Annotated in this window: 16 protein-coding genes; 6 read left to right on the forward strand and 10 right to left on the reverse strand. The window is 71.7% G+C overall.

The genetic code is table 11. The features are described 5' to 3' along the window. Window position 1: 1 nt before the first annotated feature. A complete protein-coding gene (galT, locus tag PSQ21_RS12790; RefSeq protein WP_274030617.1) occupies window positions 2–1,045 on the reverse strand; it encodes a galactose-1-phosphate uridylyltransferase in 1,044 nt (347 codons plus the stop codon). Between the two features lie 267 nt (window positions 1,046–1,312). On the opposite strand from galT, the gene PSQ21_RS12795 reads away from it, so the two are divergent. After that, the gene (locus PSQ21_RS12795; RefSeq protein WP_274030619.1) at window positions 1,313–2,983 is read left to right on the forward strand and encodes a sodium:solute symporter family protein; all 1,671 of its coding nucleotides are present in this window, start codon (window positions 1,313–1,315) and stop codon (window positions 2,981–2,983) included. Between the two features lie 15 nt (window positions 2,984–2,998). Next, complete coding sequence (locus PSQ21_RS12800) at window positions 2,999–3,307, forward strand: hypothetical protein (RefSeq protein ID WP_274030620.1); 309 nt, start codon at window positions 2,999–3,001, stop codon at window positions 3,305–3,307. A gap of 42 nt (window positions 3,308–3,349) precedes the next feature. Here the strand turns inward: PSQ21_RS12800 and PSQ21_RS12805 are convergent, their stop codons facing one another. The 5 genes from PSQ21_RS12805 to PSQ21_RS12825 all read right to left on the reverse strand — a co-directional run bounded on the left by PSQ21_RS12805 (window position 3,350) and on the right by PSQ21_RS12825 (window position 12,012). Continuing rightward, window positions 3,350–4,060, reverse strand: a complete 711-nt coding sequence (locus PSQ21_RS12805) for a helix-turn-helix transcriptional regulator (protein WP_274030622.1) — start codon at window positions 4,058–4,060, stop codon at window positions 3,350–3,352. Window positions 4,061–4,330: 270 nt separating this feature from the next. Beyond that, window positions 4,331–6,217, reverse strand: coding sequence for an outer membrane protein assembly factor BamB family protein (locus PSQ21_RS12810; RefSeq protein ID WP_274030623.1), 1,887 nt, complete (start codon window positions 6,215–6,217; stop codon window positions 4,331–4,333). 85 nt (window positions 6,218–6,302) lie between these two features. Continuing rightward, the gene (locus tag PSQ21_RS12815) at window positions 6,303–8,225 is read right to left on the reverse strand and encodes an outer membrane protein assembly factor BamB family protein (RefSeq protein WP_274030624.1); all 1,923 of its coding nucleotides are present in this window, start codon (window positions 8,223–8,225) and stop codon (window positions 6,303–6,305) included. 237 nt (window positions 8,226–8,462) lie between these two features. Further along, window positions 8,463–10,124: an outer membrane protein assembly factor BamB family protein gene (locus PSQ21_RS12820; RefSeq protein ID WP_274030626.1), complete on the reverse strand. Its 1,662-nt coding sequence runs from the start codon at window positions 10,122–10,124 to the stop codon at window positions 8,463–8,465. Between the two features lie 67 nt (window positions 10,125–10,191). Then, window positions 10,192–12,012 carry an ABC-F family ATP-binding cassette domain-containing protein gene (locus tag PSQ21_RS12825; RefSeq protein ID WP_274030627.1) on the reverse strand — a complete coding sequence of 607 codons (1,821 nt, stop codon included), beginning with the start codon at window positions 12,010–12,012 and terminating at the stop codon, window positions 10,192–10,194. 139 nt (window positions 12,013–12,151) lie between these two features. Between PSQ21_RS12825 and PSQ21_RS12830 the strand changes: the two genes are divergently transcribed. The 3 genes from PSQ21_RS12830 (at window position 12,152) to PSQ21_RS12840 (ending at window position 13,594) form a co-directional block, all read left to right on the forward strand. After that, a complete protein-coding gene (locus PSQ21_RS12830; RefSeq protein ID WP_006125193.1) occupies window positions 12,152–12,403 on the forward strand; it encodes a type II toxin-antitoxin system Phd/YefM family antitoxin in 252 nt (83 codons plus the stop codon). Beyond that, window positions 12,400–12,660 carry a Txe/YoeB family addiction module toxin gene (locus PSQ21_RS12835; RefSeq protein WP_274030628.1) on the forward strand — a complete coding sequence of 87 codons (261 nt, stop codon included), beginning with the start codon at window positions 12,400–12,402 and terminating at the stop codon, window positions 12,658–12,660. Before PSQ21_RS12830 ends, PSQ21_RS12835 begins: the two co-directional genes overlap by 4 nt. A 412-nt stretch (window positions 12,661–13,072) precedes the next feature. Next, a complete protein-coding gene (locus PSQ21_RS12840) occupies window positions 13,073–13,594 on the forward strand; it encodes a PASTA domain-containing protein (RefSeq protein WP_274030629.1) in 522 nt (173 codons plus the stop codon). 55 nt (window positions 13,595–13,649) lie between these two features. On the opposite strand, the gene PSQ21_RS12845 is transcribed toward PSQ21_RS12840, so the two are convergent. The 4 genes from PSQ21_RS12845 to PSQ21_RS12860 all read right to left on the reverse strand — a co-directional run bounded on the left by PSQ21_RS12845 (window position 13,650) and on the right by PSQ21_RS12860 (window position 16,906). Next, the gene (locus tag PSQ21_RS12845) at window positions 13,650–14,555 is read right to left on the reverse strand and encodes a 4-(cytidine 5'-diphospho)-2-C-methyl-D-erythritol kinase (RefSeq protein WP_274035732.1); all 906 of its coding nucleotides are present in this window, start codon (window positions 14,553–14,555) and stop codon (window positions 13,650–13,652) included. 5 nt (window positions 14,556–14,560) lie between these two features. Further along, complete coding sequence (gene rsmA / locus PSQ21_RS12850; RefSeq protein ID WP_274030630.1) at window positions 14,561–15,433, reverse strand: 16S rRNA (adenine(1518)-N(6)/adenine(1519)-N(6))-dimethyltransferase RsmA; 873 nt, start codon at window positions 15,431–15,433, stop codon at window positions 14,561–14,563. A gap of 75 nt (window positions 15,434–15,508) precedes the next feature. Continuing rightward, window positions 15,509–16,375, reverse strand: a complete 867-nt coding sequence (locus PSQ21_RS12855; RefSeq protein WP_274030632.1) for a TatD family hydrolase — start codon at window positions 16,373–16,375, stop codon at window positions 15,509–15,511. A 159-nt stretch (window positions 16,376–16,534) separates the two neighbouring features. Then, window positions 16,535–16,906: a hypothetical protein gene (locus PSQ21_RS12860; RefSeq protein WP_274030633.1), complete on the reverse strand. Its 372-nt coding sequence runs from the start codon at window positions 16,904–16,906 to the stop codon at window positions 16,535–16,537. 453 nt (window positions 16,907–17,359) lie between these two features. Here PSQ21_RS12860 and PSQ21_RS12865 point away from each other — a divergent pair, with 453 nt between their 5' ends. Then, the gene (locus PSQ21_RS12865; RefSeq protein WP_274030634.1) at window positions 17,360–17,536 is read left to right on the forward strand and encodes a hypothetical protein; all 177 of its coding nucleotides are present in this window, start codon (window positions 17,360–17,362) and stop codon (window positions 17,534–17,536) included. Window positions 17,537–17,545: the final 9 nt, after the last annotated feature.

Consider the following 17,545-nt stretch of genomic DNA (forward strand, 5'->3'; position numbering starts at 1 on the left):
CTCACTTGCTCGCTACCTCTCGCAGTCGCTGGGCCGCGGCTTCCGGCGGCACGTCGTTGATGAACACGCTCATGCCGGACTCGGAGCCCGCGAGGAACTTCAGCTTGCCGGAGGTCCGGCGAATGGTGAAAAGCTCCAGGTGCAGGGCGAAGTCCTCCCGTCCGGGGACCCCGAACGGCGCCTGGTGCCAGGCGGAGATGTACGGGGTCGGCGGCTCACCGGGGCCGAAGATCCGGTCGAAGCGCCTCAGGAGTTCCAGATAGACGCGGGGGAATTCCGCCCGCGCGTCCTCGCCCAGTTCCCGCAGGTCGGGGACGCGGTGGCGGGGGTGGAGGTGGACCTCGTAGGGCCAGTGCGCCGCGTACGGGACGAAGGCGGTCCAGTGGTCGGTGGCGAGGACGACGCGCGAGCCGTCCTTCTCCTCGCGGGCGACCACCTCGTCGAACAGGTTGCGGCCGGTCTCCTCGCGGTGGCGGGCGGCCGAGCGGAGCATCAGCTCGGTGCGCGGGGTGACGAAGGGATAGCCGTAGATCTGGCCGTGCGGGTGGCCGAGGGTGACACCGATCTCGGCACCGCGGTTCTCGAAGCAGAAGACCTGGGTGACCTGGTCGAGTGCGGCGAGTTCGGCGGTGCGGTCGGTCCAGGCGGCGAGGACGAGGGCGGCCTGCTCCTCGGTGAGGTCGGCGAAGGACGCGTCGTGGTCGGAGGTGAAGCAGACGACCTCGCAGCGGCCGGAGTCGCCGGCGAGGGAGGGGAAGCGGTTCTCGAAGACGGCGACGTCGTAGTCGCTGTCGGGGATCTCGCCGACGCGTCCGTCGCGCGTGGGGCAGAGCGGGCAGGCGTCGGCCGGCGGGTGGTAGGTGCGGGCCTGGCGGTGCGAGGCGATGGCGACCGCGTCGCCGAGCAGCGGATCGCGGCGGATCTCGGACGAGGTCGAGACGGGATCCAGCGGGCGCTCGTCGACGGCGTCGCGGACGGTGTCGTCGGCGGAGTCGTAGTAGATCAGCTCACGGCCGTCGGCGAGGGTCGTAACCGTCTTCTTCACCAGATCCTCCACCAGATCACTCAACATAATCGCACATAACAAATCACAAGCGCACACTCGCGTCAATGGTCGAGAGGTCCGAGGGGCAGACCGACGGGCGCCGAGGGGTAGACCGGGCGGCACGGCGGCACGGTAAGCGGCATACCGGGACATTCCCCCACGCTCGATCACGATCGAACAAAGAACCCCAACGGAAGTGTTCATTTCTCGAACACGGAGGCGTAGGTTCCGACGGGTTCAGTTCGCGCAACGAAGCGAGTACCCCCCATGCAGACACTGGCCGAAGGGCTCCGGCTCCCCACGAACGGGCTCGACTACGCCATCCTGGCGATCTACTTCGTCGTCGTACTCGGCATCGGCTTCGCGGCCCGTGCCAGTGTGAGGACGAGCCTCGACTTCTTCCTCTCCGGACGGTCACTGCCCGCCTGGGTGACCGGGCTCGCCTTCGTCGCGGCGAACCTCGGCGCCACCGAGATCCTCGGCATGGCGGCCACCGGCGCGCAGTACGGCGTCGCGGTGGTGCACTGGTACTGGATCGGCGCGATCCCGGCCATGGTCTTCCTCGGCCTGGTGATGATGCCGTTCTACTACCGCTCCAAGGTCCGCTCCGTGCCGGAGTTCCTGCTCCAGCGGTTCGACAGGTCGGCGCACCTGCTGAGCTCCGCGCTCTTCGCGTTCGCGGCCATCCTCATCGCGGGCGTCAACCTCTACGCCCTGTCGATCGTCGTGGAGGCGCTCCTCGGCTGGCCGCAGTGGGTCGCGATCGTCGTCGCGGGCCTGTTCGTGCTCGTCTACATCACGATCGGCGGACTTTCCTCGGCGATCTACAACGAGGTGCTCCAGTTCTTCGTCATCCTCGCCGCGCTGATCCCCCTCACCGTCCTCGGCCTGAAGCGGGTCGGCGGCTGGGACGCGATGAGCGACTCGCTGACGAAGCAGCACGGCGGGGACTTCATGACCGCCTGGGGCGGAACCGGCATCGGTGACGCCAACCCGCTGGGCGCCAACTGGCTGACGATCATCCTGGGGCTCGGCTTCGTGCTGTCCTTCGGCTACTGGACGACGAACTTCGCCGAGGTGCAGCGCGCCCTGTCCGCGAAGAACCTCTCCGCCGCCAAGCGCACCCCGCTGATCGCCGCCTTCCCGAAGATCTTCATCGTCTTCGCGGTGATGATCCCCGGCCTGGTCGCCGCCGTGATCGTGCCGAAGATCGGCACGCCGGACTCCGACCTGACCTACAACGACGCGATCCCCCTGCTGATGCAGGAGCTGCTGCCCAACGGGGTGCTCGGCATCGCGGTGACGGGTCTGCTCGCCGCTTTCATGGCGGGCATGGCGGCCAACGTGTCCTCGTTCAACACGGTGTTCACCACCGACATCTGGCAGCGGTACGTGGTGAAGGACAGGCCCGACGCCTACTACCTGCGCTTCGGGCGGCTGATCACGGCGATCGGTGTGCTGGCCTCGATCGGCACGGCGTTCATCGCCGCCAGCTTCTCGAACATCATGAGCTACCTCCAGACGCTGTTCTCGTTCTTCAACGTGCCGATGTTCGTCGTCTTCATCATCGGCATGTTCTGGAAGCGGGCCTCGATGAAGTCCGGTGTCTGGGGCCTGGTCGCGGGCACCGCGGCCGCGATGGTCAACTACTTCTGGATCTACAAAGGCGGGATCATCGACATCCCGTCCGACCAGGGCGCCAACTTCGTCTCCGCGATCGTCGGATTCGTCGCCGGAGCCGTCGTCATGGTCGCCGTCACCCTCTTCACCGCGCCGAAGCCCGAAGCGGAACTGGCCGGTCTGGTGTACGGGACCGAATCGCCGGACCCCGACGAGGCGCTCGACGAGGCCGACGGCGCCTGGTACCGCAAGCCCGCGCTGCTCGGCTGGGGCGCGGTCGTCCTCGCCGCCGCGTGCTACATCCCGTACTCGTTCTGATCGGAGGAACTCACCATGTCCGACCTGCACAAGGAAGTCTCCGAGCTGGAGCGCAAGTCCGCGACCGCCGCCCGACTCTTCGACATCCGGCGGATCATCGGCGGCCTGTTCGTGGTCTACGGAGTGATCGTCACCATCGCCGGCATCAGCCCGTCCGAGGCCGACCTGAAGAAGGCCGAGGGCGTCCACATCAACCTGTGGACGGGCCTCGCCATGCTGGCGCTCGGCCTGTTCTTCCTCATCTGGATGAAGCTGCGCCCGGCCGAGGCCCCGGCGGCCCCGGAGACGGGCCCGGCCCCGGAGCGGGAGTCCGGCACGGGCTGACCCGCCCGCCGCTCGTCCGCCGTGCCCCGCAGGGGCCGTACGTCACCCGCGCTGTCCGGGGATGTACGGCTCCCGCGGCGTGCCGCCGTGGTCCGCGGCCCTCTCCAGCAGTCCCGTACGGGCCGCGAGGGCGGCCGCCTCCAGGCGGGAGCCGACCCCCAGCTTCATCAGGACCCGCTGGACATGGGTACGGGCGGTGCTCGGGGCGATGTCCAGGCCGGCCGCGATCAGCCGGGTGCCCTCGCCCTCGGCGACCCGCACCAGCACCTCCGCCTCGCGCGGGGTGAGCATCCGCAGCAGCCGCCGCCCCTCGTCATCGGGCTGGGCGGCCGGGTTGAGCAGCTCGGCGAAGGCCCCCCGCAGCAGCTGCGGGGCGACGGCGCTCTCCCCCGCCCGCGCCTTGAGCATGGCCCGCTCGACGCCTTCGATGCGCTCGTCGTGCCGGACGTACCCGGCGGCCCCGGCGGCGAACGCCGCGGCGATCCCGCGCGGGCTGGGCACCGGGCCGAGGACCACCACCGCCACCTGCGGGCGCTCCTGGCCGATGCGCGTGATCGGGTCGAAGACCCCGGGGGCGGCGGGCGATGCCGTACCGAACAGGCAGACCTCCGGAGCCCGGCCGACCACCAGTTCCGCCGCCCCGGACGTCGGCGCCGCCGCCGCGAGCACCCGGTGCCCGCGCAGTTTCAGCGCCGAGGCGAGTGCCTCGGCGAGCAGCCGGTGATCGTCGACCACCATGAGCCGCACGCCCACGGTTCCCACCCCCAAAAGCCCCTGCGCGCCCGGCCCCCCGGACTCCTGCCCCGGCAAGCTACACGCTTGTCCGACGCCGCGCGGCCCTTACGTGGGAGAAGCCCCCCGGAATGCCGAATTCTGGTTCGTCCGGCCCTCGTTGACCTGCGTTCAGGTCCCGTTGGCCGGTCTGGCGCGTTCCCTTCACGGGCGGAGAACAGTCGGCCCCGCCGGTGAGGTGATCGACCGGCGGGGCCTGGCGCTGCGGGACGCTCCCGGGGAGCGCGGTGATCAGTCGGCGCGGTAGGCGACGACGAGGTAGCGCTTCTCGTCGGGGTTGACGGTGCTCGGCTTGTGGGCCGACTTGGCCGCCATGTAGAACCGCCCGTCGGTGTAGAGGAGTTCGGCCGAGTCGATGGAGAACCGCTTCTCCGCCTCCCGGACGGTCTCGTCGCTCGGGTTCTCCATCAGCAGGGTCTGCTCGAAGGTCTCGCCGTCGATGGAGACGACCTGGCCGCCCTTGTCGTACGGGCCCTCCTTGTAGGCGATGATGCTGGTGCCGTCCATCCGGAGCGGGGTCAGGGTGTGGCGGTCGCCCGCGTCCGCCCGGCCGCCGAGGAGCTTTCCGGTGGCCAGGTCGAACGCGACGACCTCGTTCGTGTCGCCGTACTCGCTGGTTCCGTCGTGCCTCTCGGTCGGCAGGTAGAGCCGATTGTTGCCGACGGCGATGTGCTTGCACTGCTCGACGTCGGTGGAGCCGCAGCGTGCCGCGTACTTGTCCGCGTCGGCGGGAATGCGGACGATCAGCTTGCCGGTCGCCGCGTCGATCGAGAAGAAGTCGGAGATGCTGCTGCCGTCGCCGGCGGTGTCGCCGACGTCAGCCGCGACCACCAGCGGCTTGGTGGAGACGATGCTCGCGTAGTCGACGCCCGCGGGCATCTGGTACGAGGACAGCGGCGCGCCGGTCGTCGGGTTCAGCGCCTGCACGGTGAGCTGCGGGCTGTCGGAGGTGCCGCACCTGCGGACCACGGCGAGGGCCTCGCCTCCCGCGTAGCCGCGGTCGTAGCAGCCGTCCGCGCCGACCTTCGGCTTCCAGAGCTCGGCGCCGTCGGCCAGCTTGAAGGCCGCGCCGCCGGAGGTTCCGCCCGCGGCGACCGTGGTCCCGCTGAGCGTGACCTCGTCGAAGCGGATCGGCTTGTCGCCGCCGGTGGCGGAGGTGACGCTCTTGCTCCACAGGAGCTTGCCGGCGTTCAGGTCGATCGCGCCGACCTGGTTGCACGACGGGTACTTGTTCTCCTTGGTCGCCTTCGCCTCCTGGAAGAGGATGGCCGCCTTGTGGTCCTCGCTCGTGTGGCGGGACACGCCGCAGATCTCGCCGGCCAGCGGGAAGGACCAGAGCTTGGTGCCCTTGTCCCGGTCGTAGCCGGTGATCTCGGCGATGCCGGACTTGACGTACGCCTTGTCGGTGACCCAGGAGCCCGCGACCGTGGTGATGTCGGTGACCACCGGCTCCGGGAACTGGAAGGCGACCTTGGACTTGGTGTTGGCGGGTGCCTTCTCCTCGCCGCCGGCCAGGCCGCCCTCGCCGCCCTTGGCCTCGCCACCGGTGGCGCCGGACGAGGAGGCCTCGTCCGTGCCGCTCTTGTCGTCGCCGGTGGAGGCGTAGATGAGCCCGCCGCCGATGATCAGCACCACGGCGACGGCCGCGGCGACGATGATCTGCATCTGGGTGGAGAACTTCTTGCCGCCGTTGCCGTCCGGCTGCGGGGCCCCGTACTGCGGCTGCATCGGCTGGGTCGGGTAGCCGTAACCCTGCTGCGGCATCCCGGGCTGTCCGGGCTGTCCGGCGGGCCCCTGCGGGTAGCCGTAACCCTGCTGCGGGGCCTGGGGGTAGCCGTACCCGTTGGGCTGCGGCGCGGGCGGGGTGGGGTAGCCGCCCGCCGGCGGGGGCGGGGTGCCGTAGCCCCCGGCGGGCGCGTCCTGCGGGGCGGCGGGCTGCGGCGGCTGCTGCTGCTTGCCGAAGGGGTCGGCGGGCGGCGGGGTCGGCTGGCCGAACCCTCCCGGCGGCGGGTCCTGCGGAGCGCCGAACCCGCCGGAAGGCGGACCGGCGGGCGGTGCCGGGGGCGTGTTCGGAGGCTCGTTGGGCGGCTGCTGCGGTGGCTGGGGCGGCTGGGTCATGGCGTGCGTACCTCGGGAGACGAGTGGTTGTGGGGGCGCGTGGGGCCGGGGCGGGCCGGCCTCGGCCGGATGCCGTGGCGGACCGTCACTTGGTGAAGACCAGCATCGTCGACTGCTCCAGCTCTTCCTTGTCGTTGCTCGCGCTCACACGCTTGCTGAAGATGTAGGAGCGGCCGTCCTGGTAGAGGACCTTGGACGAGAAGAAGCCGTTCTCGATCCGGCCGGCCGACGCCGGGTGCTGGAGCAGTGTCTTGGGGGTGCCGCCGGTCGGCGGGAGGGTCACGAGCGCGCCGGCGGTGTCGTACTTCGGCCGCATGTAGAGCAGCACCTGGCCGCCCTCCATGCCCAGCGGCTTCAGCACGCGCTCGGCCGGGGCGGGCGCCTCCCACTTGGGCTTCCCCGTGTTCAGGTCGAAGGCGATGACCTTGTTCGTCCGGGCGGTGCCGCTGCTGTCGTCCTCGGTCGCGATGTAGAAGGTGTTGGCGTCGGCGGCGACGCCGCTGCACCCTTCGAGATTCGTGCCGAAGACCGCGAACCTGCCCCCGCAGTCGACGGTGAGCTTGTCATCTTGCGCGGGAGCGAGCTGCGAGCGGAGCTTGCCGCTCTCGGTGAGCGCGGCGATGGCGTACTGCTTCTTCTCCTCGTGGTCGAACCGGACGACGAGCGGGTTGACCGAGTAGACCTTGCTGACCTCCCAGCCGCGCTTCGGCTGGTAGGTCCACTTGGCCTTGCCGGTGACCGGGTCCAGCTCCTGGACCTGATGCTGCGGGTTCTTGACGTCGTCGGTGCGGCAGTTGACGGCGGCGATCAGCTTCGCGCCGCCGGCGAAGGCGAAGGGCTTGCAGTTGCCCTCGGGGTTGCCGAACAGCTCCTTGCCGTCGCTGACGCGGTAGGCGTTGGCGTTGTTGGTGCGCCCCACCGTGACGGTGTCTCCGCTGATCGCCAGCCCGATGTCCGACAGGAAGTCCCAGGTGCCGTTCTTCTTGATCGTCTTCTTCCAGCCGGCCTTGCCGGTGTTGAGGTCGATCATCTGGAGAACGGAGCACTTGGCCCGGTCGGTGGTGCCGTCCTTCACGCCGATGACGAGCTTGCCGTCGGCGGTCGCGGTGTTCGGCGTGGCGCACACGTCGGCGGGGAGCTTCAGGGCCCACTTCTGCTTGCCGTCGGCGACGGCGTAGCCGAAGACGCCGCGGTACATGGCCTTGACGACCAGGTCGCCGGTGAACCAGGGGCCTTCGACGGACGCGCCGTTGCGCGGCAGGTCGATGTCGTTCTTCTGGAGCCAGGCGACCTTGGCCTCGCCCGGCTTGCGCCCGGCGTTGAGGTCGTCGTTCCCCTCGCGGCCGTCGCCGCTGCCGTCGCCCTCGTCGACCGTCGGTGACTCGCTGGGGGGCTTGGGGTCGGTGCTCGTGCCCGCGACGGGCTTCTTGGGGTCGTCACCGCCGTCGCTCACGAGGAACCAGGTGCCCGCCCCGGCGACCAGGACCACGGCGAGCGCCGCCGCGACCACGATGCCGGTCTTGTTCTTGAGGAACCCGCCGCCGGAGCCCGGTCCGCCGGGGGCGGGGGCGCCGGGGTGCTGCTGCGTCGGGTAGCCGTAACCGGGCTGGGGCTGCTGACCGTACGGACCCGGGGCAGCCTGCTGGCCGTACGGGCCGGGCTGCTGACCGTACGGGCCGGGCTGCTGGCCGTACGGTCCGGGGGCCTGCTGGCCGTAGGGGCCGGGGGCCTGGCCGGGCTGCTGCGGATAGCCGTAGCCGGGCCCGGCCGGGGGCTGCTGCTGCGGATAGCCGTACGCCGGGGTGCCCGGCGGGGGCGTCTGCGGCGGGCCGGCCGGGGGCGCGGGCGGCTGCGCGGGGGGCGGACCCTGGGGCGGCTGACCGGACGGCGTCTGCGGCGGCTTCGCCAGGTCCGGCTGGTCCTGAGGCTGCTGAGGAGCTCCGTTCGGCGGCTCCTGCGGAGCCCCGAAGCCTCCCTGCGGCGGTTGCTGGCTGGGCGGCTGGCTCATATCAGCACGTCCCCCTTCGTGCGGTCCGGTGCCCGAATCGGTCTCCCCCGCATTCCCAAGAGGGTTGATTCCCCTTGGAAAGGAGCGAATCGGGCATGGCTTCCGCGGTGTCACGACAGTCGGGCGGGGCTTCTTTCTACCACCCGCCCGCCACGGGGCACCGGTTCGGGCCAACCCCTGTTCCCAAGGGAGAACCGCCTTGTGATGCCTCCGTTACGCCCCGGCGGGAGGTGATGGTCAGTCACCGAAGGCGATCATCGCCGACAGGTCCGCCTCCTCCTCGTCGGTGGCCCCGGAGACGTGCGTGAGCATGAGCAGCGATCGGCCGCCGGAATGGAGGACGAGCGGATCGGTGAAGGTGCGCTCGGTCGCCGCGGCCGAGGCCGGGTGACGCAGGACCGCCCGCGGTGCGCCGCCGTCCGGACCGAGCGCCACGATGCCGCCGCCGACGCCCTTGGCCTTGCTCCTCGGGCCGGGCGGGGCAAGGTACATCAGCACCTTGCCTCCTTCGACGCGCAGCGGCATCAGGGTCTGGCCGGGAGGCGCGGGAACCTTCCACTTCTTCTCTCCGGTGCTCATGTCGAAGGCGACGACGTCGTTGGTCAGCCCCTCGTCCGTATGCCGGTGTTTCGTGGCGGTGTAGAGCGTGCCGTCGTCGGCGGCCACGCCGACGCAGGTGTCGAGGTTCGCGCCCACGTCCCGCCGCATGCCGGTGCACCGGGCCTCGGGGACGTCGTCGCCGGGGGCGGGCCGGGAGCGGAGGGTCCCGTCGGTGTTCAGGACCGCGATCGCCCACTCGCCCTCCACCGCCCCGCCCTTGCGCAGCGAGATCACCGGCGGGTCGACGGAGTGGAAGCTGTCGATCAGCCAGCCCTTCCCGGGCTTGTACGTCCACACGGTCCGGCCGGTGGCCGGGTCGATGCGCCGCACTTCCTCGACGACGTCGTCGGCCTCGGCCTCGCCGGCCGGCCGGTCGCGGCAGCCGACAGCGGCGAGCAGGACGGCTCCGCCGGCGAGACCGTACGACTGGCAGGGGCCGGGCAGCTTGTCCCACAGGTGCTTGCCGTCGCTGACCCGATAGGCGTCGGTACGGCCGACGCGCCCGATCGTCAGGACGTCGCCGCTGATCGCCATGACGATGTTGGAGAGCCCGTCCTGGGTCGGCGCGCGTTCGAAGGTCGCGGACCAGCCCGCCTCGCCGGTGGCCAGATCGATCATCTGGAGCTTGTCGCAGGCCGAATTCTCCGTGGAGGTGTCGGTCATGAGCCCGATCACGATCTTCCCGTCCGCGGTCGGCAGGGTGGGCGCCGCGCAGACGTCGGAGGGCAGGCGCAGGCTCCACTTCCGCGCGCCGTCGTCGAGGGAGTAACCGGAGGCCGTGCGGTACATGGCCTTCGCCACGACATCGCCGACGACCCAGGGGCCGAGGGCGGAGGCGCCGCCCCCCGGCAGGTCCACGCCGTTCCGCTGGACCCAGCGGACCTTCGCCTCGCCCTTCTCGCGGCCCTGGTTGAGCTGCTCGGCGGTCGGAGCCGGCTTCCTCACCGGGTCCGGGTCGGCGCCGGGCTGTTCCGGTGCGGTGCTTCCCGTCGCGACGGGCTTGCCGTCGTCGGCGCCGTCACCGCCCACCGCGAACCAGACGCCCGCCCCGATGACGAGGACCCCGGCGAGCGCGGCGGAGACGAGACCCGCGACCCGGCCCCGCGAGCGTCCGCCGGAGGGCGAGGGCCCGGGCGTCGGGTAGCCGTGCGGCGCGGTGGGCGGCTGACCGTACGGACCGGGCCGCGGCTGGTGCCGGGGCGGCAGGGGTGCTCCGTACGCACCGGGCCGCGGTTCGTACGGAGCGCCGAAGCCCTCCTGCTCCCCCGGCCCGCCCTGCGACGGCGGCGGTTGCGACATCGGTGTGCTCCCCCTCGAACGTACGGCCACTGCCGTCCCGTTCTACCACCTGCCGCACCGGCCTCCGTCAGGCGTCCTCGGCCAGCTCCAGCCAGCGCATCTCCAACTCGTCGCGCTCGGTGACCAGTTCGCGCAGTTCGGCGTCGAGCCCCGCGACCTTCTCGAAGTCGGTGGCGTTGTCCGCGATCTGCTTGTGCAGCGCGGTCTCGCGGGTGGAGAGCTTGTCGAGCTGCCGCTCGACCTTCTGCAGCTCCTTCTTCGCGGCACGGGCCTCCTGCGCGGAGACGGCCGGGGCGGCGGCGGACGCGGTGGACGTACGGGGCGCGGCGGCGGCGGAGGGGGTGGACTCCTCCTCCATCCGCTGCCGGCGCTCCAGGTACTCGTCGATCCCGCGCGGCAGCATGCGCAGGGCGCGGTCGCCGAGGAGCGCCATGACCCGGTCGGTGGTCCGCTCGATGAAGAACCGGTCGTGGGAGATCACGATCATCGACCCGGGCCAGCTGTCGAGGAGGTCCTCCAGCTGGGTCAGGGTCTCGATGTCGAGGTCGTTGGTGGGCTCGTCGAGGAAGAGGACGTTGGGCTCGTCCATCAGCAGCCGCAGGATCTGGAGCCGGCGGCGCTCACCGCCGGAGAGGTCGCCGACGGGCGTCCACTGCTTCTCCTTGGTGAAGCCGAACTGCTCGCAGAGCTGACCGGCGGTCATCTCGCGGCCCTTGCCGAGGTCGACCCGGTCGCGCACCTGCTGGACGGCCTCCAGGACCCGGAGGTTCGGGTTGAGCTCGGAGACCTCCTGGGAGAGGTAGGCGAGCTTGACGGTCTTGCCGACGACGATCTTCCCGGCGGCGGGCTGCTCGTCGCCCTGGGTGCGGGCGGCCTCGGCGAGCGCGCGCAGCAGCGAGGTCTTGCCCGCGCCGTTGACGCCGACCAGGCCGACGCGGTCGCCGGGGCCGAGCTGCCAGGTGAGGTGGGTGAGCAGGGTCTTGGGCCCGGCCTGGACGGTCACGTCCTCCAGGTCGAACACGGTCTTGCCGAGGCGGGCGTTGGCGAACTTCATCAGCTCGCTGGTGTCGCGCGGCGGCGGCACGTCGGCGATGAGTTCGTTGGCGGCCTCGATGCGGTAGCGCGGCTTGGAGGTGCGGGCGGGGGCCCCGCGGCGCAGCCAGGCCAGCTCCTTGCGCATGAGGTTCTGCCGCTTGGACTCCTCGGTGGCGGCGATGCGCTCCCGCTCGGCGCGGGCGAACACGTAGTCGCTGTAGCCGCCCTCGTACTCGTGGACGGTGCCGCGCTGGACGTCCCACATGCGGGTGCAGACCTGGTCGAGGAACCACCGGTCGTGGGTGACGCAGACGAGGGCGGAGCGCCGGGTCCGCAGGTGGCCGGCGAGCCAGGAGATGCCCTCGACGTCGAGGTGGTTGGTGGGCTCGTCGAGGACGATCAGGTCCTGCTCGTCGATGAGGAGCTTGGCCAGCGCGATACGGCGGCGCTCCCCGCCGGAGAGCGGGGCGATGACGGTGTCGAGCCCGTGCTCGAAGCCGGGGAGGGCCAGGCCGCCGAAGAGCCCGGTGAGCACGTCACGGATCTTGGCGCTGCCCGCCCACTCGTGGTCGGCGAGATCGCCGATGACCTCCTGGCGGATGGTCTTCGCCGGGTCCAGGGAGTCGTGCTGGGTGAGGACGCCGAGGCGCAGCCCGCCGTTGTGGGTGACGCGGCCGGTGTCCGCGTCCTCCAGCTTGGCGAGCATCCGGATGAGGGTGGTCTTGCCGTCGCCGTTGCGGCCCACGACACCGATCCGGTCGCCCTCGGACACCCCGAGGGATACGCCGTCGAGCAGGGCACGGGTGCCGTACACCTTGCTGACCTGCTCGACATTGACCAGATTGACGGCCATTTCACTCCTGCCTAGGGGGTTGATCGACCTTTCCAGGGTACGGCGCGGCGGCGGGGGCGGGGTGTGCGGTCCCGTCAACGGGAAAGCGCGGTACAGTTTTCTGTACGTACAGGATCACGTACATTCCTGGGAGGCGATCATGCGGACCATGACCTACACCGAGTCCCGCGCCAAATACGCCGAGACCCTGAGCGCGGTCGTGGACGACCGCGAGGAGGTCGTGGTCACGCGTGCCGGACATGAGCCGGTGGTGATAGTGGCACTCGATGAGTACGAGTCCCTGAAAGAGACGGCGTACCAGCTCCGGAGCCCGGAGAACGCGCGTCGGTTGCTGGCTTCGATCGACCGCCTGGAGAGCGGCGGCGGCACCGTACAGGAGCTTGCCGAGTGAAGTTCGTGTGGGACCAGTCGTCGTGGGACGACTACGTCTGGTGGCAGAACCAGGACCGTAAGATCCTCAAGAGGATCAACACACTGCTCCAGGACATCGCCCGGAACGGCAACGAAGGAATGGGCAAACCGGAACCGTTGAAGCACGGTTTTCACGGGTACTGGTCCCGCCGCATCACCGACGAGCACCGGCTCATCTACAAAGTGGCCGACGATGAGGTCCGTGTCGCCGCCTGCCGCTACCACTACGGTCACTGACCCCGGCCCCGCCTGCCCCCCGCCCGTTCCACCAGCAGCCAGCCGCCCAGGGTCGTCGCGACGGCCGCCGTGGCGCGGCGACCCGCAGCAGGTCGGCGTCACGGTCCCGGGTGGCGGGGCTGCCCGGGGCCGTACACGAACACGTGACCCCCTGTGCACCCGGTCGTGGCAGGCGGGTGTGCGGCGGCAGGGCGCGGGTACTCAATCCGGCAGCCGAGTACCGGGCCGGCCCGGGGGGAGGTCCTTGCCGTGGAGCGGATCCGGTCGGGCCGCCGCGCGACGAAGAGAGACACGGGGGAGTCGCTGCCCGTCGGGCGGCGTACGTGCTCGCCCTCCCGCACCGGAGAACGCCGGACCGCCGTACGGCCCGTCACGCCGCTGACCGTCCCCGAGAGACCGGAGTACGAACACTGTGCGGACTCTTCGCCACCTCGCCCCCCTCGCCCTGCTCGGCGGGTTCGTCCTGGCCGGATGCGCGGACGGGTCACCGTCCGACGGCACCGCCCCGGTGACCCCGACCACCGCTACGGAAACGGTCTCGGCCACTCCGCCGACCACCACCACCGCTCCCCCGGCCACCACCGCTCCCCCGGCCACAGCCGCCCCCACAGCCACCACGAGCGCCACTCCTGACCGGGTCGTGCCGGCCCTGCCCGGCCGGACCTACGCGGAGGCGCGGGCGGAGTTCACCCGCCGGGGCCTGTCCGCCACGCTTCTGACCAGCGCTGCCCAGCACAAGGACGTCACCCTCTCCCGGGACCACGACGCCTGGTACGTGTGCGCGTCGAGCCCCCGGCCCGGGGCGCCGCTCCCGGCCGCCACCACGGTCACCGTCAAGCTCGCGAAGGACTTCAGCGACTGCACGACCAGCTTCCACGGCTACCTCCACCAGGAGAACGACCCGGCGTACACCCCGCCCCCGGCCGACCGCTGACTCCGCGGCGCACCCCGGCACGGGCCCCCGGCCGGGCGCACACGATCCCGGGGTGTCAGGGCGTCACGACGCGCGCTCCCGGCGCCGGCGACGACGCGGGGCGCGCGGCCCGGCAGGTCCCGGACGCCAGCAGCGCGTCCGCGACCTTCCGGCCCGTCTCCTCGTCCGGGACCAGGAACGCCGTCGTCGGCCCGGACCCGGAGACCAGGGCCGCCAGGGCCCCCGCCTCCGTGCCCGCGCACAGGGTCTTGGCGAGGGAGGGGCGCAGGGAGAGCGCGGCGGGCTGGAGGTCGTTGCCCAGGGCCTTCGCGAGTGCGCCGGAGTCGCCGGAGCGCAGGGCCGCGAGGAGCACGGGGGACGCCGTCGGCTCCGGGACCCCGGTGCCGGCCGTGAGGCGGTCGAACTCCCCGTACACGGCGGGCGTGGAGAGGCCGCCGTCCGCCACCGCGAAGACCCAGTGGAAGGTTCCGCCGACCTCGATCGGGGTCAGCTTCTCGCCGCGTCCGGTGCCGAGCGCGGCCCCGCCGACCAGGCTGAACGGCACGTCGCTGCCCAGTTCCGCGCAGATGGCGAGCAGTTCGTCGCGGCTCGCGCCGGTCCCCCACAGGGCGTCGCAGGCGACGAGCGCGGCGGCCCCGTCGGCGCTGCCGCCCGCCATGCCGCCCGCGACCGGGATGTCCTTGGCGATGTGCAGGTGGACGGCGGGCTCGACGCCGTGCCGCTCGGCGAGCGCGAGGGCGGCGCGGGCGGCGAGGTTGGTGGTGTCCAGCGGGACCTGGGCGGCGTCCGGGCCCGAGCAGGTGACGCGCAGCTCGTCGGCCGGGGCCGCGGTGACCTCGTCGTACAGGCCGACGGCGAGGAAGACGTTGGCCAGGTCGTGGAAGCCGTCGGGGCGGGCGGCGCCCACGGCGAGCTGGACGTTGACCTTGGCGGGGACGCGGACGGTGACGGCCGTACCCACAGGGTTCACAGGGCCGCCTCCGGCTTGTTCTCGGCGATCGCCGCGAACTCCTCCACCGTCAGCGCCTCGCCGCGCGCCTGCGGCGAGATCCCGGCGGCGACGAGCGCCGCCTCGGCGGCAGGCGCGGAGCCGGCCCAGCCGGAGAGGGCGGCGCGCAGGGTCTTGCGGCGCTGGGCGAAGGCGGCGTCCACGACGGCGAAGACCTCGGCGCGGGAGGCGGTGGTGGCGAGGGGTTCGGTGCGGCGGACCAGGGAGACGAGCCCGGAGTCGACGTTCGGGGCGGGCCAGAAGACGGTGCGGCCGATGGACCCGGCGCGCTTGACCTCGGCGTACCAGTTGGCCTTCACCGACGGCACGCCGTACACCTTGTTGCCGGGGCGGGCGGCGAGCCGGTCGGCGACCTCGGCCTGGACCATGACGAGGGTCCGCTCGATGCTGGGGAAGCGCTCCAGCATGGTCAGCAGGACGGGCACGGCCACGTTGTACGGGAGGTTCGCCACGAGCGCGGTCGGGGCGGGTCCGGGCAGCTCGGTGACCAGCATCGCGTCCGAGTGGACCAGGGCGAAGCGGTCGGCGCGCTCCGGCATCCGGGCCCGGACCGTGGCGGGCAGCGCGGCGGCGAGCACGTCGTCGATCTCGACCGCGACGACCCGGTCCGCCGCCTCCAGCAGCGCCAGGGTCAGCGAGCCGAGCCCGGGGCCGACCTCGACGACGGTGTCGTCCGGGCGGACCTCGGCCGTGCGCACGATGCGGCGGACGGTGTTGGCGTCGATGACGAAGTTCTGACCGCGCTGCTTGGTGGGGCGTACGCCCAGCTTCGCGGCCAGGTCGCGGATGTCTGCGGGGCCCAGGAGGGCGTCGGGCTCTGTGCTGCTCACCCGGTAAGCCTACGGCCGCGGTGGGGCCACGGGCCCGCCCCCCGCCGCGCGTACGGGGGCAGGCCCGGCCGGCGGTCAGAAATCGAACGCGCGGGCGGTGTTGTCGTCGACCGCGGCGGCCAGCACGTCCTCGTCCACTCCCTTGACCTCGGCCATGGCGCGGAGCGTGACCGGGATGAGGTAGGGCGCGTTGGGCCGCCCGCGGTACGGGGCGGGGGTGAGGAAGGGGGCGTCCGTCTCGACGAGGAGCAGTTCGGCCGGGGCGACGGCCAGGGCGTCCCGCAGCGGCTGGGCGTTCTTGAAGGTCACGTTGCCCGCGAAGGACATGAAGTACCCGGCCCGCGCGCAGATCCGGGCCATGTCGGCGTCGCCGGAGTAGCAGTGGAACACGGTCCGCTCGGGCGCGCCCGCGTCGCGCAGGACCCGCAGGACGTCCTCGTGCGCGTCGCGGTCGTGGATGACCAGGGCCTTGCCGTGCCGCTTGGCGATCTCGATGTGGGCCCGGAAGGACTCCTCCTGGGCGGCGACGCCCTCGGGCCCGGTGCGGAAGAAGTCCAGGCCCGTCTCGCCGACCCCGCGCACGTGGTCGAGGGCGGCCAGCGCGTCGATCTCCGCCAGCGCCTCGTCCAGCGCCGCCCTGCCGCCGGGCTCCCGCGCCCCCTGCCGGGCGGTGCCGTCCGGATCGCCGTGGACGATGCGCGGGGCCTCGTTGGGGTGCAGGGCGACCGAGGCGTGGACGGCGGGGTGGGCGGCCGCGGTGTCGGCGGCCCAGCGGGAGCCGGCCACGTCGCAGCCGACCTGGACGACGGCTCTCACGTTCACCGCGGCGGCCCGGGCGAGGGCCTCCTCGACGGTGGCGTCCTGCATGTCCAGGTGGGTGTGGGAGTCGGCGACCGGAACCCGCAGGGGCTCGGGCAGCGGCGGGGCTTCGGTACGGCTCATGCCGACGATCGTACGAGGGCCCCACCCTCGTACGATCGTCGGCTGCGGAAGCCACCCGGGTACGTCATCCGCGACGGAGGGCCCGCCCCATCCGCGCCGGAAGGATCACGTCACCCGCGGTGGTGGGTCGGTGTCACCCGCGGTGGAGGAGGGGAGGCGTTACCGGCGGTGGAAGGGGTGGAGCAGGTCGGACAGCCGCCAGTGCCGGGCCGGGGCCGCGGCGGTCGACACGGTCCGGTCCTTCGCGGCGGTCGCCTCGGCGCGCGGCGTCTGCTGCTTGCGCAGGAGCTCCTGGACGCCCGCGACCCGCCCCGCCCGCATGATCCGCACCACGTGTCCGCCGCAGTTCGTGCAGGTGGGCGTGGAGAGCGGGGACGGCACGCGCTCGCCGTCCGCCGTGTAGACGACGAAGGCGTGGCCGTGGACGTCGACGTGGTGCTCTATCTCGTAGGACTGCTCCCAGCCGTACCCGCACTTCATGCAGGCGAAGGCATACGCCTCGTGGACAGTGGTGGCTGCGATCTCGCTCATGCCTGCTCCTCTTGGCCGCGGGTCACGCGCTCCGGGGACGGGCGGCCCGACCGAGGGTTCTTCGAGCGGGTGGCCCGTCCCTTCCAGTGGACACCTGCACCCGTACGGACGCACCAGCTCAGGCCCGATGTTGGTGCGTTCTTGGCCTCCTTTGGCCGCCCTTTGCCGACGCATGGCGTTGGACTGGACCAACGGAGAACAACGCGTGACCGCCGGGCCACCGAGCGCCCCCAGCGCGCCGCCCGCCGACCGTGAACGCGCCCGCGCACCACCCCCGTCCGCCCCCTCCTCCTCCCTTGCGTTCCCGGGCTTTTCCCCCACCCGCACCCCATGAATTCATCATTCAATTGAAAACGCGATTTCCCCGGATCCCGCTCGCCGATTTGCGGCGCCCCCATTCCTCCTTTTCACTCATTACGTCCACCCCATTTCCCACAGGACGGGGAACAACCCATGTTCACCACGGACACCACTGCCACCGACATCGAGATGGACCTCGACGCCGCCCTCAACCCGGGCGAGGTCGAAGGTCTGTACCGCGACTCCCGCGAATGCGCCTACCTCGCGCTTCTCGGGGGCGGCAGCGTGCTGCTTCTCTCGCCGCCGACCCCGCGCCCGAAGAAGGGCTAGTCGCCGGCA

This window comes from Streptomyces sp. MMBL 11-1 (genome assembly GCF_028622875.1).
In the GTDB taxonomy this organism is placed as follows: Bacteria; Actinomycetota; Actinomycetes; order Streptomycetales; family Streptomycetaceae; genus Streptomyces.